The 21,756-nt window shown below is 66.2% G+C and carries 19 protein-coding genes; 11 read left to right on the top strand and 8 right to left on the bottom strand.

Annotated elements, in window-relative coordinates:
• Positions 1–3: 3 nt before the first annotated feature.
• Positions 4–1,158, bottom strand: coding sequence for a hypothetical protein (locus tag OXU32_14735; GenBank protein MDE0075211.1), 1,155 nt, complete (start codon positions 1,156–1,158; stop codon positions 4–6).
• A 246-nt stretch (positions 1,159–1,404) separates the two neighbouring features.
• Here OXU32_14735 and OXU32_14730 point away from each other — a divergent pair, with 246 nt between their 5' ends.
• Together OXU32_14730 and OXU32_14725 are read left to right on the top strand one after the other, a co-directional pair.
• Complete coding sequence (locus tag OXU32_14730) at positions 1,405–2,814, top strand: TIGR00366 family protein (GenBank protein ID MDE0075210.1); 1,410 nt, start codon at positions 1,405–1,407, stop codon at positions 2,812–2,814.
• A 33-nt stretch (positions 2,815–2,847) separates the two neighbouring features.
• Positions 2,848–4,512 carry an ABC transporter substrate-binding protein gene (locus tag OXU32_14725; protein ID MDE0075209.1) on the top strand — a complete coding sequence of 555 codons (1,665 nt, stop codon included), beginning with the start codon at positions 2,848–2,850 and terminating at the stop codon, positions 4,510–4,512.
• Positions 4,513–4,557: 45 nt separating this feature from the next.
• Here OXU32_14725 and OXU32_14720 read toward each other — a convergent pair whose 3' ends face one another.
• The 5 genes from OXU32_14720 to OXU32_14700 form a co-directional block, all read right to left on the bottom strand.
• Entirely contained in the window at positions 4,558–5,802 is a 1,245-nt protein-coding gene (locus tag OXU32_14720; GenBank protein ID MDE0075208.1) for an ABC transporter permease, read from the bottom strand.
• A gap of 92 nt (positions 5,803–5,894) precedes the next feature.
• The gene (locus OXU32_14715; GenBank protein MDE0075207.1) at positions 5,895–7,127 is read right to left on the bottom strand and encodes an ABC transporter permease; all 1,233 of its coding nucleotides are present in this window, start codon (positions 7,125–7,127) and stop codon (positions 5,895–5,897) included.
• 22 nt (positions 7,128–7,149) lie between these two features.
• The gene (locus tag OXU32_14710; GenBank protein MDE0075206.1) at positions 7,150–8,244 is read right to left on the bottom strand and encodes an efflux RND transporter periplasmic adaptor subunit; all 1,095 of its coding nucleotides are present in this window, start codon (positions 8,242–8,244) and stop codon (positions 7,150–7,152) included.
• 192 nt (positions 8,245–8,436) lie between these two features.
• Positions 8,437–8,832 carry a VOC family protein gene (locus tag OXU32_14705; protein ID MDE0075205.1) on the bottom strand — a complete coding sequence of 132 codons (396 nt, stop codon included), beginning with the start codon at positions 8,830–8,832 and terminating at the stop codon, positions 8,437–8,439.
• Positions 8,829–9,176, bottom strand: coding sequence for a helix-turn-helix domain-containing protein (locus OXU32_14700; protein MDE0075204.1), 348 nt, complete (start codon positions 9,174–9,176; stop codon positions 8,829–8,831). Before OXU32_14700 ends, OXU32_14705 begins: the two co-directional genes overlap by 4 nt.
• 152 nt (positions 9,177–9,328) lie before the next feature.
• Between OXU32_14700 and OXU32_14695 the strand changes: the two genes are divergently transcribed.
• Positions 9,329–10,063, top strand: coding sequence for a hypothetical protein (locus OXU32_14695; GenBank protein MDE0075203.1), 735 nt, complete (start codon positions 9,329–9,331; stop codon positions 10,061–10,063).
• Between the two features lie 8 nt (positions 10,064–10,071).
• Here the strand turns inward: OXU32_14695 and OXU32_14690 are convergent, their stop codons facing one another.
• Positions 10,072–11,685 (bottom strand): MBL fold metallo-hydrolase, encoded by a 1,614-nt coding sequence (locus OXU32_14690; GenBank protein MDE0075202.1) that lies wholly within the window; start codon positions 11,683–11,685, stop codon positions 10,072–10,074.
• A gap of 260 nt (positions 11,686–11,945) precedes the next feature.
• On the opposite strand from OXU32_14690, the gene OXU32_14685 reads away from it, so the two are divergent.
• The 5 genes from OXU32_14685 to OXU32_14665 all read left to right on the top strand — a co-directional run bounded on the left by OXU32_14685 (position 11,946) and on the right by OXU32_14665 (position 15,533).
• A complete protein-coding gene (locus OXU32_14685) occupies positions 11,946–13,118 on the top strand; it encodes an ATP-binding protein (protein ID MDE0075201.1) in 1,173 nt (390 codons plus the stop codon).
• Positions 13,119–13,179: 61 nt separating this feature from the next.
• Entirely contained in the window at positions 13,180–13,452 is a 273-nt protein-coding gene (locus tag OXU32_14680; protein ID MDE0075200.1) for a type II toxin-antitoxin system RelE/ParE family toxin, read from the top strand.
• Positions 13,453–13,470: 18 nt separating this feature from the next.
• Complete coding sequence (locus tag OXU32_14675; GenBank protein MDE0075199.1) at positions 13,471–13,791, top strand: HigA family addiction module antitoxin; 321 nt, start codon at positions 13,471–13,473, stop codon at positions 13,789–13,791.
• A gap of 12 nt (positions 13,792–13,803) precedes the next feature.
• Entirely contained in the window at positions 13,804–15,249 is a 1,446-nt protein-coding gene (locus OXU32_14670; GenBank protein ID MDE0075198.1) for a thioredoxin, read from the top strand.
• A complete protein-coding gene (locus OXU32_14665) occupies positions 15,246–15,533 on the top strand; it encodes a hypothetical protein (protein MDE0075197.1) in 288 nt (95 codons plus the stop codon). Before OXU32_14670 ends, OXU32_14665 begins: the two co-directional genes overlap by 4 nt.
• A gap of 288 nt (positions 15,534–15,821) precedes the next feature.
• Here OXU32_14665 and OXU32_14660 read toward each other — a convergent pair whose 3' ends face one another.
• Positions 15,822–16,445, bottom strand: coding sequence for a hypothetical protein (locus OXU32_14660; GenBank protein ID MDE0075196.1), 624 nt, complete (start codon positions 16,443–16,445; stop codon positions 15,822–15,824).
• 212 nt (positions 16,446–16,657) lie between these two features.
• Here OXU32_14660 and OXU32_14655 point away from each other — a divergent pair, with 212 nt between their 5' ends.
• The 3 genes from OXU32_14655 (at position 16,658) to OXU32_14645 (ending at position 21,366) form a co-directional block, all read left to right on the top strand.
• Positions 16,658–17,116, top strand: a complete 459-nt coding sequence (locus OXU32_14655; protein MDE0075195.1) for a hypothetical protein — start codon at positions 16,658–16,660, stop codon at positions 17,114–17,116.
• Positions 17,117–17,584: 468 nt separating this feature from the next.
• Positions 17,585–19,942 carry an SLC13 family permease gene (locus OXU32_14650; protein MDE0075194.1) on the top strand — a complete coding sequence of 786 codons (2,358 nt, stop codon included), beginning with the start codon at positions 17,585–17,587 and terminating at the stop codon, positions 19,940–19,942.
• Between the two features lie 221 nt (positions 19,943–20,163).
• Complete coding sequence (locus OXU32_14645) at positions 20,164–21,366, top strand: integrase arm-type DNA-binding domain-containing protein (protein MDE0075193.1); 1,203 nt, start codon at positions 20,164–20,166, stop codon at positions 21,364–21,366.
• Positions 21,367–21,756: the final 390 nt, after the last annotated feature.

Here is a 21,756-nt window from a genome sequence, read left to right as displayed (position 1 = left end):
CGCTTAACTCCCGCCCGCCCCGAGCACCGCGAACTTCTGCGCCCGGAATCCAGCCTGGACGCTGTCCCCCGCGGCGTCGAAGATCCACGGCCCCGCCGCCTCGGCCACGAACATGTTCCCTTGGGGATCGATGGACAGGTTGTGCGGCCGACCCAGCTCTCCGGGACCCACCCCCGGCCCGCCGAACTCGTCCACCACCTCCAGGTCCGAGCGCCGCAGGACCAGAATCACATGCGAGCCCCCGTCGGCGACGTAGAGCCAGGTCTGCGCCTCGTCGGGGGAAAAACCGACGGAAAAGGTTGCCGAGCCACCGCAATCCGGCACCGGATCGCCCTCGGGCGGGCACAGCGGGCGCACGATCTTCTCCATCACGTACTCGCCGTTCTGCCGGAAGACCTGGATCCGGTTGTTGGCCCGGTCCGCGAGGTAGATGAGTCCGTCCCGGGACCCGAAGATGCCGTGCGCGGTCTGGAACTGCTGTGAGGGTTCACCCGACATCGGATCCCAATCGTAGTCGTCGTCCGGCTGCTCCCCGTACGCGCCCCAGTGCCTCAGGTACTCCCCGCTCTCCCCATCGAACACGATCACGCGCCGGTTGCCGTATCCGTCGGCGATGAAGACCTCGTTGTCCTCGGGATCCACCCAGATCTCGGCGGGACGCCCCATCAGCGTGGGGTCGTTGCTGCCCCCCGTTTCATCGAAGCGCCCGAGCGTCATCACGTGCTCCCCGTCGCGCGTGAACTTGAGCGTCATCTGGCTCTCCCGCGCGTTCGTCCACACGAAATCGTTGTGGTCCACGAAGAGGCCGTGGATCGTGCTCCAGTTGCCGTCCGGGCCGGCCGCGCTCCAGGACTGCAACAGGTTCCCCTCGGTGTCCCATTCCCCGATCTGGCTGCCGCTGGAGGTCCAGACGTGTCCCCGGCCGTCGGCGAAGAGGCCGATCACCTGCCCCCACTCGAAGCCCTCGGGCAACTGAAACCACCCCTCCACGGGCTCGAACTGCGGGACGCCATCCGGCATCCCTCCCGCAGAATCGGGACCGCCCGAAGAGTCGGCGTCGTCCGGAGCCGCGCACGTCATCGTCATGACGATGAGACCGGCGGTAACGACGGTGATGACGAGAGACGCGACACCTGGATGCTTCCTGCGGACGGTCATGGGGCCACCTCTTCTGGCCGGGAGGAAACCGCGCCCGCCGGGGCGATGAGATGGCGAGCGGGGAATCCTTCCATCGTGTTCCCGCGCATGGCTTCGGGCAAGAGCGAGGTTCCCGCCGCAAGTGCGCTGCCCGCGCGCGCTTTACTGTCCCCGGGCGCACCCGCTCCGTATGTTGCCGGGTTGCCGTCCCGCAGGCGGGACCCGCGGGCGAGTTGAACTCCGAAGACGCCAGACGGAGGAAGCGCCTTGACCCAGCCAAGCGCCGGAGAACCCAGGCTTACGCCCGTACAGAAGTTCGGTGAGGTCATCGCCGACTTCGTCGAACGATGGATGCCGAACCCGTTCCTGTTCGCCATCATCCTCACCTATGTCGCCGCGGTGACGGCCTGGCTGTCCGAGGGATCGAGCCCCGCGGAGATCGCCTTCGCCTGGTACGACGGCTTCTGGGTTCTGCTCACCTTCGCCATGCAGATGGTCATCATCCTGGTGACCGGCTTCGTGGTGGCGTACCACCCGGTGGTGAAGCGGGGAATACTCTGGCTGGTGCGCCTCCCACGGAACGGGCGCCAGGCGGTGGTGCTGGTGGGCGTGGGCTCAATGCTGACGGGATGGATCTCGTGGGGTCTCGGGCTCATTTTCGGCGCCATCCTCGCGCGCGAGATGGGAAAGGTGGCGCATCGCAGGAGCATGGCCGTCCACTATCCGCTGCTCGCCGTGGCCGGATACATGGGCATGAGCCTGACCTGGGGATGGGGCATGTCCAGCTCCGCGGGCCTACTGCAGGCGACCGACAACAACGTGTTCATGCAGATGGGCATCGTCGACCGGGTGATCCCCGCCAGCGAGTGGGTCTTCCATCCCTATCCGCTGCTGCTCACGGCGCTCGCGCTGGCCTATGGGTGCCTGATGCTCTACCTGCTCGCGCCGCCGGACCGGAATTGCCGGGGGATCGCGCGCTACGTCCCCGATGCAGCCGATGCGGAGGACGCTCGTACCCCCGCGCCGGCGATCGCCAAGCCGAGCCCGGCCGACCGCATCAACCACAGCCGCATACTGGGCGGAATCATCGCGCTGACGGGCGTCGTGATGCTGGTACGGGAATTCGTGACGGACCCGATGGGCGCGCTCGACCTGAACGTCTTCAACTTCGGGTTCCTGATGATCGGGATGCTCCTGTTCATCAGCCCCTCCAAGTACCAGGACGAGTTCACTGACGCGGTGAAGGGGAGCGCAGGCATCATCCTGCAGTTCCCCTTCTACGCGGGGATCGTAGGCATCATGACCGGTACCGGGCTCGTCGCTACGATGACGGAGAGCCTGCTCAACATCTCGGCCGCCAACCCCGACGTCTTCCCGGTGGTGACGTGGATCACGGGCGGCATCCTGAACGTCTTCGTGCCCTCGGCGGGGAGCGAATGGGCCATCGTCGGGGGCCCGATGATGCAGGCAGGGGCGGAACTGGGCGTGCCGCACGGCCAGACCATCGCCGCCTACGCCGTGGGCGATGCGCACACCAACCTGTTCAACCCGTTCTGGGCGATCCCGCTCCTCGCTATCACGGGCCTGCGCGCCCGCGACATGTTCGGCTACGGCATCACGATGATGATCCTGCTGGTGCCCTTCATCGCGCTGGCGCTGTTCTTCCTGCCGTATTGAGGGTATCGAGCGCTCGGAGGAGGACTGAAGGACTTGAAGGCGCCGGTTGAGATCAGGTTGGCCGACGTAGCTTCAGGGGTCCTGAATGGCATCCGGCGCCCCGCGGTGTTCGGGCTGTTCGCGACAGCCCTGCTGGCCTGTCGTGATGGAGGCTCCGGTCCCGCCGCCCCCCCCGACGAACTCATCATCGCCTGGCCCGCCTCCCGCGAGCCCGCCTCGCTCGACGGCCACATCGAGCCGTACCAGACGGCGTGGCTCATCGACTACAAGATCGCCGATCCGCTGCTGATTCTCGGGCCGGACGGCGAATTCCATCCGGCGCTGGCCGCGAGCTGGTCCTCCAACGCCGTCGCGGACGAGTGGACGTTCAACCTCCGGAGCGGGGTCGTGTTCCAGGACGGCACGCCCTTCGACGCGGAAGCTGTCAAGTACAACGTCGAACGCATCCTGGACCCGGCGACGCGCTCGGGGGAGATGGCGGCCCACGTCGGGCCGGTCGAGCGAGTGGAGGTGATCGACGACACCACCGTCACCCTCCATTACGAGGCGCCGTGGGTGACCGTCCTCGACGCCTTCCGCAGGGTCCCCATCTGGTCTCCGACAGCCGCGGAGCGGTGGGGCATCGAGGAGTTCGACCGGCATCTCGTGGGTGCCGGGCCGTTCCTGCTGGAGGAGTGGGTGCCCAACGACCACGTGACCGTGCGGCGCTGGGACGGCTACGGCGGATGGAACTGGATCAGCAGAGAGGCGGGCCCGGCCAAGGTTGAGCGCGTGACCATCCGCTTCATCGGCGAGGAGGCGGTCCTGGGCAACATCGTCCGCACGGGGAATGCCCATATCGCCATGAATCTGCCCACGGCCTACATTGATGACTACCGCGATGCGGAGGGCTTCTCGCTGCTCACCGGCTACCAGGCCGGGACCGGGCTGCAGATGGTCATGAACGTGCGGCGCCCGCCCTTCAGCGACCTGCGGGTCCGGCAGGCCGTGCTGTACGCAACCGATCAGCCCGCGATCAACGACCTGCTCTACGACGGGCACTTTCTGTCGTCTGACGGCCCCCTGAACACGGTCCATCCCTGCTACTGGGAAGGGAACGCGGACCTCTACCCGCACGCCCCCGAGACCGCGCGGCGGCTGTTGGAGGAGGCCGGGTACACGGACCGGGATGGCGACGGCATCCGCGAGGCATATGGCATCGCCGGCGTCGAGAACGGCACGCCGCTCCGCGTGCGCTGGACCATCCTCGACCGCGAGGAGATGGGAGAGGCGGTTCAGGCCCAGTGGCGCGCGATCGGCATCGACGTGGCCATCGAGATCGTCCCCGGCCCGGTGCAGCTCGAGATGGTCAACAACCGCGACTTCGACCTGATGTACGAGCGCCAGCGCAGCCCCGATCCCCTGCTGATGGACATGCTCTGGAACTCGGCCCACGACGTGGTCGGGGGATGGGCTTGGACCGGCTTTGTCGACGAGGAACTGGACCGGCTCGTAGGTCAGCTCAGGACCATCCCGGACACGGAGGCCCGGTGCGAGCTGGCCCAGGAGGCCCAGCGCATCATCATGGAGAACGCGCTGATGCTGCCCACGCTCAGCGAGCCGATCTTCTACGCGGTGTCAGACGAGGTGCGCGATTTCGAGCTGATGTCGGAGGGACAGTTCTACTTTGTGCACAATGCGAGGTTAGTTAGGGATTAGTGGCGGAGCTGGCCTTGGAGAGCCCCAAGGTGGCCTGCGCCCCCCTTACTCGTACCTCAGCGACTCCACCGGATCCAGACGCGCCGCCCTGCGCGCAGGCAGGATTCCGGCCACGAGCCCGATCGCCATGAGCATGCCGACGCAGATCGAGGCGATCGGGAGCGAGAGTTTCGGGTTCAGGATGTACTCCAGGGCCGGGTTGTCGCTGGGAATGCTGTCGATGCCGACTACCAGCAGCGAGGCGATGACGAGTCCGAGCAGACCCCCGCCGACCGTGATGACGATCGCTTCCGACAGGAACTGGCTGACGATGTGCCGCCGGCGCGCGCCCACGGCGAGCTTGATGCCGATCTCGCGTGTCCGCTCACGCACGACGACATACATGATGTTCGCGACGCCGACCCCGGCGACCAGCAGCGTGAAGGCGCCTACCAGCCCCAGGAATACCTGGATGCCGTAGCCGATCTGGCCCACGATCTTCTCATCCTCGATGAAGTCCCAGATGCCGAGCGCCCGTTCGTCCGCCGGATCGAACCTGTGCCGGCCACCGAGGACCCGGTACATCTCCTGCTTGGCGAACGGGGCGTCCGCGACGGTGCGCGGCCGCACGAGGAGGTGGTTCACGAATTCGTTGCCGTAGATGGTCCGGAACGTCGAGGCCGGGATGATGGCGCGGTTCTCGTCCGGACCATTGTTGCTCGAGTCCTGGAACTTGGATTCCATCACGCCGATCACCCGGAACGAGAGCCCGTCGAGCAGGACGGTCTGTCCCACGGGCGGCGTGTCGCCGAACAGGCGCGCCGCGATCTCGTCGCCCAGAAAGAGCACGCGCCGCCTCTGATCGACGTCCCGCTGATTGATGAACCGTCCGCCGGGAGCGGGGAACATGCGCCGCAGCTCGGAGAAGATCGGGTCCACGCCCTCCATGTAGGTCGTGGTCTGGTTCTCGCCCGCCTTGAGATGGGTCCTGCCGCGCCCGTAGGACGGGCTGCCGAACTCGAACTCCGGGACCGCGCGCAGGACCAGGTCGAGATCATCTTCCCGCAGCCGTATCCGGCGCCCCGCCGAAAGACCCTCGTGCTCGAGGCTCGTCTCGCCGCCGTAGACCATGAAGATTCGCTCTCCCGCATTGAGCAGCCCCTCGGAAACCTGAGTTCGGAGCCCCCGGCCGAAGGCAAGCAGCAGAACGATCGAGATCGTGCCCCACACCATCGCGAAGATGGTGAGGAAGCTGCGGGTGCGGTTGGCTCGCAGGTCACCGAGAACGTCTTCGAGGAGGATCTTCCACATCGGTCAGACCGCGGGGGCAGGGAGCGCGACCGCAGGAGCAGGGAGCACGACCGCGAGGGCGAGGACCACCCCGCGCGTGCCGTGCGCCGCCGCTAGTGACGGAGACATTCGACGGGATCCAGCGCCGCGGCGCGACGAGCGGGCAGCCAGCCGGCGAGCATCGCGACGAACGCGAGCAGCGCCATCGTCACGGCGGCCACCTGGAGCGAGATCACGGGCGTGCCCACGATGTCGTTCATCGGGAACAGCGACACCACCTTCACGAGTCCCGTCGAAACCAGGACGCCGAGCGCGGCCCCGACAGCCACGATGAGGACGCTCTCGGCGAGAAACTGCCAGAGGATGGACCTTCGGGTCGCGCCGACCGAGCGCTTGATCCCGATCTCGCGCGTGCGCTCGTGCACGACGATGTACATGATGTTCGCGACGCCGATCCCGCCGACGCTGAGCGTGAAGCTGCCCACGATCGCGAAGAACAGCTTGAACCCGAGGAACAGGAAGCCGAACATGCGCTCCCATTCGGCCGTGTCCCAGAGCTGGAGCGCGTCCTCGTCCCGTGGACTGAAGCGGTACTTCCTGCCCAGCACCTCGTAGACTCGCTCTTCAACCGCCGCGGTGCGCGAGGCATCCGCCGTCCGGTAGACCAGGTTCGAGACGAAGCGCGAGCCGAAAAGAGCCGCGTGCGTGCTCGCCGGAATGAACACCCGGTCTTCGTCCCGAGAGTTGTAGGAGCTGTTCTGGATCTTGGGCTGGAGCACGCCGATCACGGTGAAGGGGGAATCCCCGATCCGGACCTGGTCGCCAACGGGATCCGCGTCGCCGAACAGGACGCGGGCAACCTCGTCACCCAGGAATACGACGCGGCGGCGCTCTTCCTGATCCCGCTCGTTGATGAATCGGCCGCCCGGAAGCGGGATGACGTTCCGCATCTCGCCATACACGGGATGAATGCCGGTGATATTGGGATTCACTCCGTTCCGGCCGCGGCGGACGGGGGCCTCGCGCGTCGAGTACTCCGGGCTGATCATCGTGATGTCGGGGATCTGGCGGGCGAGGATCCGGGCATCCTCTTCGCGCAGCCGGATGGTTCGCCCCTCCCTGAACCCCGCGTGGGCCAGCGTGGTGCGTCCGCCGAAGAGCACGACGATGCGGTCGCCCAGCCCGTGAAACCGTTTGATGGTCTGCCGTTCGAGCCCGACCGAAAAAGCAAGCAGAACGACCACCGCCACCGTGCCCCAGGTGATCCCGAGTATGGTCAGGACCGTGCGCAGACGCTGGGCGGAAAGATCCGACCACAGTTGCCGGACAGCGTCGACGAGCCTCACGGCGTCTCCTCTGCCCGCGGCCCTAGGTGATCTCGCGCCGCGGGGGCTCCATGACGCGCTCGCCCTCCGCCAGGCCGTCGAGCACCTCGACGCTGATCCCGTCGCTGAGACCCGTCGTGATCTCGCGCTCCTCGGTCTCGTCGGGCCCCGTGCGAACCGTCACGAACGCTCCCCCCTCCTCGAACCTCACCACGCGCTCCGGGATGATCAGGATGTCGGACCGGCGCTCGATGATGACCTGGGCGTTGGCCGAATAGCCCGCCCTCAGCAAGGTGCCCTCTGCAGGCAGGACCGCGATTTCAACCGGAAAGATGGTCGCGTTCTCCTCGTCGCGTCCCGTGAGCGAAATCCTCGTCAGCCGCCCCTCGATGCGTGTGTCGGGAAGCGCCCCGATCGTGACCTCAACCGGCATTCCCTCCGCCAGCCGGCCCACATCGATTTCATCGACCGTGCCGCGAAAGAGCAGTTCGTCCATCTCGGCCATCGTCATCAGGACGGTCCCTTCCTGGAACGTCGTGAGCGGGACCACCGGATCTCCGATTTCCACCATTTTCTCGAGGATGAAGCCCTGGATTGGGCTCTGGATGACCGTCTCCACGGCCTCGTCTCCGATGGTCACGCGGCCTTCCGAGAGCAGGGCCAGGCGCTCCCGGGCGATCTGGAGTTGGAGCGTGACTTCGTTGAGCGAGTATTCGGCGTCCTCGAACTGCTCTTCCGACGCGAGGTCCTGGTCGCGCAACGCAGCCAGCCGATCGCGGCGCCTCTCGAGTTGCTGCAACTCGATTTCGCGCAGTTCGATGTTGCGACGCGCCTCGACCAGCTCGATCGGCGTCGGGTTGGGCTGGACTTCGAGCAGAGGCTCACCCTGCCGGACGTATTGGCCGGGCTCCTTGAACATCCGGCGCACGACGCCCGCGAGTTGCGACTTCACGCTCACTTCGACGAGCGGTTCGATGCGTCCGACCGCGAGTGCGCGGTCCACGATCTCGCCCCTCTCCACGGCGACGGTGTCCACCTCGGTCTCGCCACCGCCCGCGGCCGCAAGCACTGCGAACACCGAGGCTCCCAGGCCCCCGACCACGATCGTGCCGACTACTACCTTTGCGCCCCTGCTCATGCGACCGGTGCCTCCCGCCTGATTCGCGCCTGAAGCGGCCCGCCCGTCCATCGCAGGGGGGCTCGCGCACTCTGGCAAGCGTACGGAAGTACCCGGGGGGTTGGTTTCGCTTGCGCTAACGCACGGGCGCGGCGCGACTGCGCGCCCGCTGCCGACCCTCAGCGAGTCGATCTTCCAGGCGGTGTCAACCCGTCACGGTTGACCCTTCTCCTCCATGATCTGGATCAGGTTGCCGCATGTATCGTCGAGAACTGCGGTAATGACGGGCCCGAGGTCGGTTGGCGGCTGAACGAAGCGCACACCGCTTGCCAGGAGGCGCTCGTACTCGGCTTCCACATCATCGACTGCGAAGCCGGTAAACGGGATCCCGTCCTCCACAAGGGCCTTCTTGAACGGGCGCGCTGCGGGATGGGCATCGGGCTCGAGCACCAATTCCGTCCCCTCGGGCGCTTCTGCGGATACCACTGTGATCCAGGAATGCTCTCCGAGAGGGATGTTGTGCTTCAACTGAAAGCCCAGCGTTTCCGTGTAGAAGCGAAGCGCCTTCTGCTGGTCGTCTACCATGACGCTGGTGGCGTTGATTCTCATTGCTCGATGTCCTCGTCCGTTGAGTGTGAAGTGTGCGGGTCTGGTGAAGTGTCCCGGTCTTGCGATTTGTCCTGGTCTGTCGAGATCGGCCACCGCTCCCCGATGCCCTTCAGCGGCGCGCCCTCGAACCAGTGGAGCTTCGACCTCCCCTCGCGCCTCGTGCGAATGAGGCCGGCGGCTTCCAGGACGTCCAGGTGTTGGGAAATCGCCTGCCGCGAGGAGCTGATGCCGTGTTTCATGATCAGGCGCGCGCAGAGCTCGAAGAGCGTTTGACCCGAGCGGTCGACGAGTTCATCCAGGATGGCCCGTCTGGTGGGGTCAGCAATCGCGCGATAGATGTCCACGTACCAGGCTTACGCAAGTGATTGCTTGCATGTCAAGGCTTGATGATACGCAAGCATGGACTTGCATGTCAACTGCACGCGCCGCAGATCACGGCACAAGGGACGAACGTTCTTCGTAGGCACGGAGAAGGGCCAGCGTCACAGGAGAACGTGTGAGTGATCTGAGAGTCGAGTATCCGGGAGCTGGGGCGGGGACCGGAGCTGCGGCGACCACTGGAACGCAGGCGGCGAACCGGCGCCACCGGACGAAATCGCGGCGTTTCCTCGGCAGACTCGTGCGTTGGGTTGTGACGGCCGTCCTGCTTGCGGTGCTCCCGTTCATCCTCCTCGTCCGCGGAGGCGTCTTCGCCTACCAGCAATGGGGGCTGGGGGCATGGTCCTCGCTGGCCGTCTCGACGGCCGCCACCGCGCTGCTCCTGGCGTGCTACGCGTGGGCCGCAAGTCGGCGCCTGGGGGCAGGGAAGTGGTTCAGGAAGTTCGCGATTCGGGTCGCGGCCCTTGGCGCCGCCGCGTTCGTGCTCTACTCGCTGGTGGTCATCGCGGGCGGCAACGTGAAGTCGGAAGAGGTGCGCGCCGAGTACTCGGCCCTTCATCCTCTGTTGCGGATGGGCGTATCGGTCTTCGTGCTGGCCGACGCCGAGGCCGTGATCACCGACGCCGACCGCACGCCCGACTTCTACGCTCGCGCCGGGCTCCCGGCCAATGAGTCGTCACTGCACTTCCGCCAGGACGACGGATTCGTGCATGCGCTGGATCTTCGCACCATCAACCGGCCCGAATGGCGCAACCTGGCAGCCGAACTGGCGTTCAGGGCGATGGGGTTCCACACGCTCCGCCACGTGGGCACCGCCGACCACCTGCATGTGTCGCTGAGGTTGCCGGAGTAGAGTCCCCGTCAATCCCTGCGCTCAAGTGAATTCAGCGCGGCCACAAACTCCGACCAGGGCACCGGCTCCCCGTGGACGGGCGCTACGGTGGACACCTCCAGCCCCATCCTCTCGACCTGGTTGTAGAAGCTCCGCATCGCCGGCAACTGCGCCGGCCGAGGGGGCTCGTGCGTGTCGAAGAGATCCGCCTGGAATGCGATGCCCTCCTCCGGCAGATAGGCCATCAGCATCCCCGAGACGTGCCGAAGCGGCTGAACGTAGTAGACCCGAAGGATCCGGGAATTGTCGGTGATGACGTAGTTCTCCTGGACCGCCTCGTAGTTGTAGCCCTCGGCCAACTCCGTGGGTGGCCACATGGAGACGATGTCGGGCTCCACGGTGCGCGGCTCGTAGGCCAGCACGTCGGTGTTCAGGAAATCGAGGTTGATCATGTGCGTGACGACCGTGGCGCCGATGTGCAGGTAGGTCCTGAGCCCGCCGATGTGGTCGAAGTGCGCGTGCGAGCTGATGATCCAGCGGATCGGCTTTCCGGGGGCGAGGCGGACGATCTCCTCGATGACCGCGAGGCTCCGCTCCTCATTCCCCGGGGCCTCGAATACGGCAACGAACTCGTCGAATTCGACCATATAGCTGTTCGCCGGGCTCCCGCCCAGGAGATAGACGCCGTCCGCCATCTCGGTGACGGTCACCTCCGTTTCGAACGACGCCTCCGCGACCGCCGGAGGCACAGGGCCCGGATCCGGGCACACGTTGGGCTGCACATCCGGGAACCGGCCGCCGTAGCCGTTGTGACCCGTGCTCTGGCGGTAGAACTGCCAGTTGTCGTCCCAGCCATGGTGCGAGTGCCATGCGATCGGCCACTTCACGTCGCCGAAGGTCGTCTGCTCCGTCGACTCGTGCTCGATGTTGAAATCGCCGAGCGCGGGTTCGTTGACCGTGGTCTTGATCCGCTGGATCTGGTTCTGCGGGTTGATCGTCGCGTCCACGCGATACTTGCCGAACATCGTGATTGCCACGACGTGCATCTTCTCGGGGCGGACCACGTTCCCGTCCCGCCCCTTCTCGATCTGCTCCCACCGCCAGAAGGCGACAGGATCGGCCCCGGGCAGGCGCGCGGCCTTGATGAAGCCGGGAGGATTGAGCCAGAGATCGAGCTGGTACAGCTCCGCGAGATCCGGCGGAACCGGCACGGGCTCTCCGTCCCCATCGATGTGCCAGGCATGGTCGCCGCTCACGACATGCGTCTGTTGCCTTTCCCTCTGAGTCGGCGTGCCTCCCTCCCAACCCAGGCCGTACTTCCACGCGGCCGGACTGATGCCCGGTTCCCGGTCGAAGGTTTCGATGCTGGTCCGGGTCTCCCAGTTGATGCTTCGGGTGTAGTTGTTCAGGTTGCCGATCCGCGGCCAGTCCACGTTCACCGCGTTCTCGAACGTCTGACCGACGGCTCCGCTGTACCCGTTACCCGAAAACGTGATGCAGCGGAGATTCGCTTCGCCGATTTCCTCGGCGGCAGCAGCCAGGAGGGGCCAGGGGTCGACGTATCCCGGCGGAAACTCCTGGGCCGCCGCCGAGTTCATCCAGAATGGCAGTAGAGCCAATGCCCCAAGAGCATTCCTCGCCATCTTTCCTCCTCCCCTGAGCGTCGGAACAGGATCCGTCGCGAATCAGGGTGATTGGGGGGTCGAACGCACCGGGCAAATTGCGCAGTTTCGCTGCTGTGCAACAGGCAGTGGCCGCCTTGCGCCGCCTCCGCGCGCTGAGCCTGGAGCAAGCCATCACCGCGCCGAACCGAAAAGCGGGCACGGTCACTTGGCAGCCTGGCGTTGCGGGCGACCAGGCGACCGAGTTAGAATGTTGTAAATCCTGCTATGGAGAGACAGATTTGCAACAAACTATCTCTCGCACCGCATTGACCACCCAGATCACCCGCGGCCTCGCGGAATCCCCCGCGGTGGCGCTGCTGGGTGCCCGCCAGGTCGGCAAGACCACGCTGGCCCGCGAGATCGCGGCGTCCTGGCCCGGCCCCGCCACCATCTTCGACCTCGAGGTGGCCACCGACCGGGAGGCGCTCGTCCGGACTCCTGCCCGCTTGCTGGGGCACCGCGAGGGACTGGTCGTGATCGACGAGGTGCAGCGCCTCCCGCACCTCTTCGAGGCCCTCCGGCCCGTGTGCGACGACCCGGAGCGAAAGGCGGTCTTCCTACTCCTGGGAAGCGCCTCCTGGGATCTGGTGAAGGGAGTGTCGGAGTCGCTGGCGGGGAGAATCCTTTTCGTGGACGCGACCGGGTTCTCGCTGGAGGAGGTGCAGCCCAACTTTCTCGATCGGCTTTGGATGCGCGGCGGCTTTCCCCGAGCTTGGCTGGCCCCGTCGGCCGGCGCCTGGACGCGATGGATGGAGTCGTTCTCGCGAACGTTCCTGGAGCGCGACATCGCGGGACTGGGGTCGAGCGTCTCGCCCGCCGCGCTAGGCCGCTTCTGGAGAATGCTGGCCCACGTGCACGGCCAGACCTGGAACGCCTCGCGCCTGGCGCGCTCCATGGACACGGACGCGCGAACCGTCAACCGCTACCGCGATCTCCTGGAGGGCGCGTTCATGATCCGCGTCCTGCGCCCCTGGTTCGCGAACCTGGGCAAGCGGCTGGTGAAGTCACCCAAGGTCTATCTGCGCGACAGTGGGATTCTGCACTTCCTCCTCGGCCTCGAAGAGAGCCACGAGCTCGCCGTGCATCCCGCGTACGGGGCCAGTTGGGAGGGCTTCGCCCTGGAGCAGACCCTGATCGCCCACGGTCAGCGCGACGCGTATTTCTACGGAACCCAGCGAGGGGCGGAACTGGACCTGCTCCTGCTGCGCCGGGGCCGACGCTGGGGGTTCGAGTTCAAGTGCACGGAAACGCCCCGCACCACGAAGTCCATGCGCGTCGTCATGAAGGATCTCGAGCTGGCACATCTCTGGGTGGTCTATCCCGGCAACCGTGAGTTCCCGGTCGCGGAAGGGATCACGGCGTTGCCGCTGACGCGGATTGGGGGCCCCGATTCGTTCTTCCGGACGAGTTGAAAGGCGGCTCGCTCTGACACACGGATCTAGCGGCGCGTAGCGCTACGCGCTACAGTTAGTCATGAAGATCCGCCACAAGGGGCTACGGGCGCTCCATGGACGGGACGATCGGGCTCGGCTCCCGGCGCAGTTGGTGCCGCGCCTTCGACGCATCCTGTTCCGGCTACAGGAAGCGACGCATCCCAGGAGCGCAGACGCGCCCGGATTCCGGCTGCATCCGTTGAAGGGAGACCGAGCAGGCCAATGGAGCGTGCGCGTGTCGGGCAACTGGCGCGTGGTGTTCCGGTTTGAGGAGGGCGAGGTCGTGGACGTGGACTTGGTTGATTACCACTGAAGGGAGGGAGGAGAGATCATGAACGGTACTGGTGGCGAGCGCGTGGGCGCGATGCTGAACCCCCCGCACTTGGGCGAACTGATCCGTGAGAGCATGGACGAAGTCGGATGGAACGTCACCGAGACGGCGGCGCACCTCGGCTGTGAGCGGGGGACCCTGTCACGACTACTGAATGGCAAGGCGGGTGTGTCGGCAAACATGGCGCTCGCGTTGGAAGCTCTTGGCTGGGGGACAGCCGACCATTGGATGCGCATGCAGGCGAGCTACGAACTGGCGCAGGCTCGGAGGTTGCGCGTATGGCGGGAAGACACAAGAGCGCGGGATGCGGTCACGCGGTAGCGCCTTAACCTCATGTCCGAGTCCGCCACCTACGTCGCCGTCGTGAAGGACGAGTGCGAGACCTGCCACCTGGCGGTGCCCGCCCTCGCCGAAATCCACCAGGCCGGCCATCCGCTGACGGTCTACTGGCAGGACGACGGCGGATTCCTGGGCCCCGTCCTCGCCGCCGCGGCCGTGGACGACCGCACGCTCGAACGCTCCTTCCACCTCGCCGTCGAGACTGTACCGACGCTGATCCGGCTGGGGGGCGGTGCGGAAACCGGCCGCACGGTGGGCTGGCATCGTGAAGACTGGCGCGCGCTCACGGCCATCCCCACGCTGGGCGCGGGACTGCCGCTCCGCCGGCCCGGCTGCGGCTCCCGCTCGGTGGAGCCGGGGGTCGCGGAGGCGCTGCGGGTGCGCTTCGGCGAAACCGGAATCCGCGCCCGCACGGTCGAGGTCGCGTCCGGCGCCGACGCGATCGAGGCTTGCTACGACCGCGGCTGGAGCGACGGCCTCCCGGTCGTCCCGCCGACGCCCGAGCGCATCCTACGCATGCTGGGCGGCACGCGCCGCGACCCGCACGAGGTCATCGGCCGGGTCCCGCCCGAGCTGGCGCCCTGCACCGTCGAGAAGGTCGCCATCAACGCCGTCATGGCCGGGTGCCGCCCCGAATACATGCCGGTCGTGCTCGCGGCCCTCGAGGCCGCCCTGGACCCGGGGTTCACCCTGCACGGCGTCACCTGCAGCACCTGCTTCTCGAGCCCGGTGATCATCGTCAACGGCCCCATCGCGAAGCACATCGGCATGAACTCCGGACTCAACGCGCTCGGACAGGGGAACCGGCCCAACGCCACCATCGGCCGCGCCGTGAACCTCGTGGTCCGCAATGTGGGCGGAGGGCGGCCCGGCGAAATCGACCGCGCGACGCTGGGCTCTCCGGGCAAGTACACGTTCTGCTTCGCGGAGGATGAGGGCGACGAGGGCTGGGAACCGCTGGCCGTCTCGCGCGGAATCGCTCCCGGAAAGAGCGCGGTGACGGTGTTCGCCGGCGACGGGGTCCAGGGAGTGACCGACCAGAAGGCGCGCACGCCGGGCGAACTCACCCGCTCCCTGGCCATGGGGCTGCAGGCGGTGGGACACCCCAAGCTGTGCGAGTGGGCCGCCGCCGTTCTGGTCCTGTCACCCGAACACTACGCCATCTACCGCGAGGCGGGGTGGGACCGAAGCCGGATCACCCACGCGCTCCAGGACGCGCTGCTGCTCCCGGGCGAGAAGGTGGCTGCGGGCGCCGACGGCGTCGCCGAGGGAATGCCCCCCTCCCGCGCGGGCCAGCGCATCCCCAAGTTCCATCCCGGCGCCCTTCTGCTGGTGCGAGCCGGAGGTCCCGCCGGGCTGTTCTCGGCCATCCTGTCGGGCTGGCCGGGGGGACGCCTTTTCGAGGAATCCCACCCCGTCACCAGAGAGATCACCGAATGACCGAATCCACCGTCACCCTGCACGACCCCACGTCCGAGACCGCGCCCGCGACGCGTCCGCGGTGCAAGCCCCCGGCGTCGCTGGAGGGCAGGACGGTGGCGCTCTTCGACATCGGCAAGTCCCGCGCCGACGAGTTCCTCGACTGCCTCGAGACTCGGCTCCGTGCCCGGGGCATCGCCACCGCGCGCTTCGCGAAGCCGACCAACGCCAAGCCCGCCAGCAACGCGATCCTGGACGACATCGCCGCCGGAGCCGACGTGGTCGTGGAGGCGCTCGCCGACTGAGGATCGTGCGTATCGTGCGGTCTGCACGACATCAAGGCTCTCGACGATCGCGGCCTCCCCGGCCTCCTGATCGCCACCACCGCCTTCCGCGAGGCGGCCTCCTTCCAGATCCCCTCTCTCGGCTTCGAGCCGGAGATCGTGTGGGTGCCACACCCGGTCCAGAACCGGCGCCCCGAGGAACTCGAGCAGCTCGCGGAGGATGCGCTGGAGGTGGTGTTGCGGAGTCTGATGTCCGGGGGCGAGGGGTGATACTATGCGTGGGCGATAGGTGATACTATCGGTCGTCCCTCAACGGACCTCCACCACCGCGCCAGCCTCGGGATCTCCCAACTGCCGGCGCACATGCCGCAGCGTCTCGGCGTAGAATCGCCCAAGCTCGGCTTCCCGCGACCGAACGTCGGTTACCATGACGCCGAGGTAGATGATCGGGCCGGGCTGGTCCGTGGCCGCGAAGAACTGCGGCTGGATGATCCCGGCGGAGACGATCCGATCGTACTCGTGGAGCGATTCCTGAAGGGCGTACGTGAGGGAGAGCGTGGAGAGAATCGGCAGATCGAAGTGCCGCACGGCTTCTGTCACGCTGGCCAACTCCCACGCCGTACTCCTCAACGGCGTGAGGCCGAGTCCTTCGGGCAGTGCTCCGCTGATCGAGATGCTCTGGCGTTCGCCGCTTTCGGCAGCCCGCTGATTCTCGACGAGCCCCGGCAGGATCCGGTCGTGATAGGCCATGCGACGGTCGAGGGTTACCGTGTTCTCGGCGATTTCCGCGGCCAGGGCGTAGAGCGTCTCGTTGACGAGTTGGCGGTTGTCGAGGGTGGTCATCCACTGATCGAACCCGAGGGCGACGAGAACGCCGACCACGATCACCACGAACTCAAGCGCAAGACGGCCGAAGGGGATGCGATGGGTCACGCGACCTCCACCCCGTGCGTCGCCGGGGGAATCGGGAAGCCCGCTTTCGTCGTCGGCCTCGCGCGGCGGCTGCGTTTCCTTGGAACTGTCGTCCGGCATAGCTGCAAGCCTCTCGGGGGTGGACCTGGAAGCAACGGAAACCGTTTGCACGCTTGATCGTACCGCAGGTATCCTCGGGTGGCACCAGTTTCACCACAAGCAGGACGTTCGCCATGTCGCGTTGGAAGAGGGTTATCCGCGGTGTCCTCGGGATGGGGCTGACCTTCGGCGCCATCGGCGCGGCGTTCTTCTCTCTGGTTGCCCTGGTGAGTGCGGTGTTCTTCCCCGGCGCCGAGGACGAGTTGGGGTTCATGATCATCGCGGGGGCCGTCTGGGGCGTCGGGATCGGTACGAGCTTCTCGGCCATCCTGGCGATCGCGGCGCGCGGCCGCTCGCTGGAGGAGCTTTCCTACTCGCGGGTCGCCTCGGTGGGCGTGCTGGGCGGCCTCCTGCTGGCAGGACTCGTTGTGGGCGGCAGTTGGGGGGACTGGCCCAACGGGGGCGCCATCGTCCCCTTCAGCATTCTGCCACTCCTTGGTGCGGGAGGAGGCGTGGCCAGCCTGCTGATCGCCCGCAAAGCCGGGCGCGCGTTGCGCTCCGGTGACCAGACCGGGTCGCTTCTGGAAGGATGAGGGGTTTGACGCGGCCGTTGCGGTAGCCACGAGTCCGTGGTGGCGGCGGTGGCTAAGCGATTCCGTTCTCTGCCGATCACCCGCTCGATCACCTTGGATTCCGAAGTCTCCGAGGCGCACGCTGTCTATCTTGACGGATCCGCAAGGGATGGGATGATTGCTATGGCCGGGAGCAGGGTGATTTGGGGCTCGCAGTACAGGGCAAGGAATTCCGGGCCGAGATTCGATGGCTTGGCATCCGCTTTGCACCGGCCTAGGTGGGCGAGCCGGAGAGCATCCATCTGCACGACTTCGAAACTCTTGAGGAGGCCAGAGAGGTGATGGGGACCTTCATCGAGCGCTAAGACAACGGTTGGCTCCTCCAGCGGCACGGATACATTACCCTAACCCCTGCCCGCGAGCAGCTCAGCCACAAGGCACCCTGATGCCCAGCCCATCCACTCATCCATACAACCGGAACCGGCACCAATGAACTTGGAGGTCTTCGTAGTCGGGGGGATCCTCGCAGCAGCAGTGGTCCTGTTCGTGACCGAAAAGGTCCGGGTGGATCTGGTGGCGTTGATGGTGATGCTGGGGCTCGTGGTGGCAGGCATCCTCGATGGCGAGGAGGCGATCATGGGCTTCGCCAACGAAGCGGTCATCACAATCGCTTCGGTCCTGGTCCTGAGCGGAGCGCTCGCGCGGACCGGGGTCGCTCGTTTCATCGGCCAGCGGGTTCTGGCGGCATCGGGTAGTGGAGTCGGCCGTCTCACCGCGGTGATGATGGCCACGGTGGGCCTCCTGTCGGGAATCATGAACGACATCGGGATCACCGCCCTCATGCTGCCGGTGGTGCTGGACATGGCCCGCCGCATAGGGACGCCGCCATCCAAACTGCTCATGCCGCTGGCCTTCGGATCCCTGCTTGGCGGGATGACGACCTTGATCGGAACGGCGCCGAACATCCTGGTAAACGGGGCGTTGCGCGATGCCGGGCTTGAGCCGTTCGGGATGTTCTCGTTCACACCGGTCGGGTTGACGGCGCTTGCTGCAGGAATCGTCTACATGACCTTCCTGGGGCGGCGACTGTTTCCGAACCGGGATCCGAAAAAGGAATCGGCTCCGGCGGATCTGGGGGGACTCTACGGCCTGGGTGGCCTGGTCGGAATGCTGAAAGCGCCCAGGCATTCGACTCTGGCAGGCAAGACACTGCAGCAAAGCCGGTTGGGCCAGGCCCTGGGTCTGAACGTGGTCGCCGTGCAGCGAAGCGGGCAGATGATCCTCGCTCCCGGGCCGGACTTCGTTCTGAGCGGGGGAGACGAGATGGTTGTTGAAGGAACCCTGGAGCGGTTCGAAGGCTTGCGCGCATGGAAGCATCTGGAGATCGAGTCGAGAGATCGGGCTCTTGAGCGGATTACAGATGCCTCCATCGAGGTAGCGGAACTGGAGTTGGCGGAAGGTTCGCCGCTGATCGGGCAGACGGTTCGAAAGGCGAATCTGCGCCAGACTCGTGGCCTGCACGTTCTCGCGATTCTGCGGGGTGATCGGGTACATCGCACGGGATTGCGCCTGATGACTCTTGCTGCAGGCGATCGCCTGGTGGTCGCGATGAAAAGCGGGCGATTTGCCGAGCTGGCGGAGGACAAGACCTTCGGTGCGATCCATTCGGTGTCGGCAAGTGAGCTGATCTCCCACTACCAGATGGAACGCAGGATTCAAAGCGTCAGAATCTCGGAAGAATCGCTGCTGGCCGGTCAGTTGCTCGCGGAAACCCGGCTGGCCGATGCGTTCGGCCTGACGGTTGTGGGCATCCTGCGGGCTGATGAAGAGCTTCTCATGCCGGATCCGGATACAATCCTCGAGGGAGGGGACGTTCTCCTGCTCCGGGGACGAATCGAGGATCTCAGGATCCTGCGGGCGCTCCAGGAATTGACGGTGGGCGATAATCGTCCCCTGGACGTGAGCCGACTGGAATCCGACACCGTCGGCCTGGCGGAGGCTTCGCTGTCTCCACGCACGACATTTGCGGGAAGGACAATCGAGGAACTCAATTTCCGCGAAAACTACGGTGTTTCCATCCTTGCGATATGGCGGAATGGAGAAATATACCGGAGTGGGCTCCGGCAAATGAAACTGCTCCCGGGTGATGCGTTTCTGCTTTATGGCGACAGAAGCAAGCTCGCGCGCCTGGTGGAAAACCCGGACTTCCTCGTCATGACCGAAGGAGCGGCAGAGGTGGTGCGAAGCCGGAAGGCTCCAGTCAGCGCCCTGATCATGGCAGGCGTCCTGACTTCGGTGGTCTCGGGCCTTCTGCCGATTTATGTCGCGGCGCCGATCGGAGCGGTCCTGATGGTGCTGACGGGCTGCCTCAACATGGAAGAGGCCTATCGGTGCATAGAGTTGAAAGCAGTGGTCCTGATCGCGGGGATGCTCAGCCTGGGACTGGCGATGCAGGAATCCGGAACTGCCGCGCTGGTGGCCGAGACGGTGTTGGGCTCCATTGCCGGCTTTGGTCCTCTGGCCGTGGTGGCGGGACTCTTCCTGATCACCGCCCTTTCAGCTCAGGTAATGCCGACGGCGGCAGTGGCGGTACTCATGTCGCCCATTGCACTCAGCACGGCCGCCAGCGAAGGGTTCTCGCCCCAGGCTCTGATGATGACGGTGGCGATAGCGAGCTCCTGCGCCTTCATGAGCCCGGTGGGACATCCGGTGAATCTGCTGGTGATGGGGTTCGGAGGATACCGGTTCGTCGACTTCATCAAGGCGGGATTCCCGCTGTTCCTCCTGGTGTTTGCGGTGGTCTTGACCGTGCTCCCGCTCGTATGGCCGCTGGTGCCGGGAGGGTGAGGAGGGAGAGGGTTCCGGTCGCGCAACAGCTTGGTCTTGGCCGCCGGAGCAAGCAGTCCCATCCGGCCATGGGAGCAGACACCGGAAGTCCAGTATCATCCATAGGTGTCCATAGAGTCCCGTAACAGGCGGTATTCCAACGTGTTAGTCAGGGTGTCTCCTACGCTCGTCTGCCCGCTACGTCCCTTGCAATCCTGCTCCATCCCGGCTACGATTAGGGAATGAATAATGTCACCACAACCCGCACCCAGCGCCGACGAGGCAAGCCCAAGGGCCGCCATCCCCACAACCGGCTGTCGGCCGCCTTCGTGCGCTCCGCCCCGCCCGGTCGGCACTGCGACGGGAACGGGCTGTACCTCTACGTCAAGAAGACCGGGACCCGAAGCTGGATCCAACGGCTCGTCGTCCGGGGCCGCAAGCGTGAGATCGGCCTGGGCAGCGTCGTCCTCGTCTCGCTGGCCGAGGCGCGCGAGCAGGCGCTGGCCAACCGGAAGCTGGCCCGCGCGGGCGGCGATCCGGTGGCCGAGAAGCGCCGGTCCCTTGGCGTCCCCACCTTCGCCGAGGCCGCCGTGCGCGTCATCGAGCAGAAGCGCGGCGGGTGGCGCAGCGCGAAGACCCCGAGGTTGTGGACCCGCTCGCTGGAGATGTATGCCTTCGGACGACTTGGGAAGCTGCCGGTCTCCGAGATCACCAGCGCCGACGTGCTGGAAACGCTCTCTCCGATCTGGCACGCGAGGCCGAAGGTCGCCCGCTCCGTCCGGCTTCGCATCCGGGCGGTGCTGGAGTGGGCGGTCGCCATGGACTGGCGGAAGGACAACCCCTGCGACCGGCTCCTGCCGGTGCTCGGCCCCCAGCACGATGTCGTCACCCACCGGAAGGCCCTGCCTCACGGCGAGGTATCGGCGGCTATCGCGAAAGTGCGGGCGGCGAAGCCGGGGAAAGTGGACACGCTGGCGTTCGAGTTCCTGGTCCTGACGGCGGCACGGGGCGGCGAGGTCCGCGGGGCGGTGTGGAGCGAGATCGACCAAGGTGCGGGCGTGTGGACGATTCCGGCAAGCCGGACGAAGACGGCGAAGGAGCACCGGGTGCCGCTGTCCGGGCGGGCGCTGGAGGTGCTTGACGGGGCGCGGCAGCTCGGCGATGGGGCGAGTCCGATCGTGTTCGTCAACGAGCGCGGCAAGCCGCTGACCCGCAAGCGGCCGGGGCGGTTGCTCCTGAGCTGCGGGATCTCGGCGGTGCCTCATGGGTTCCGGTCCAGCTTCCGTGACTGGGCCGCCGAGAAGACCGATCACCCAAGGGAGGTCGTCGAGGCGGCGCTGGCCCATGTCGTTCAGAACAAGGTCGAGGCGGCGTACATGCGGACCGATCTGTTCGAGCGGAGGCGTCGGCTCATGGAGGACTGGGCCGAGTACCTCGCGGGCTGAGACACGGCAACGAGCCTCGAACGGGGCTCGGAGGCCATTTCGGGGCGTTCTGAAAGCATTTCGGGTATTGTACGGGCCACAGGATCGCGCAGGATCGACGAACTCAAGTCTCCGAGGGGTACGGGTAGGGTAGAATCCGGGCCGCGCGGCAGGGGGCAAGGCCGTCGTACAGGGACATGACGGGTTGCCGGTCGCTCTCATCGCCCGTGAGGCTGCCGACCGGGAGGCCGAGGAGCTTGCCACCGACGGCCCGGTCGAGCTTGTTCCGGGCGATGCCCGGGGAGGCGTGTTTGGCGGCTCCGCCGAGGGGCTGGCTCACGCTCTTAAGGTTTGTGAGCCAGCACACGCAACAAGATGTATCGGATCCACAACTCGTTGCACCCGATGAGT

This window comes from Gammaproteobacteria bacterium (genome assembly GCA_028819075.1).
In the GTDB taxonomy this organism is placed as follows: domain Bacteria; phylum Gemmatimonadota; class Gemmatimonadetes; order Longimicrobiales; family Gaopeijiaceae; genus BD2-11.
The sequence above is the reverse complement of the archived record's forward strand: the minus strand, read 5'-3'. Positions and strand labels throughout refer to the sequence as shown.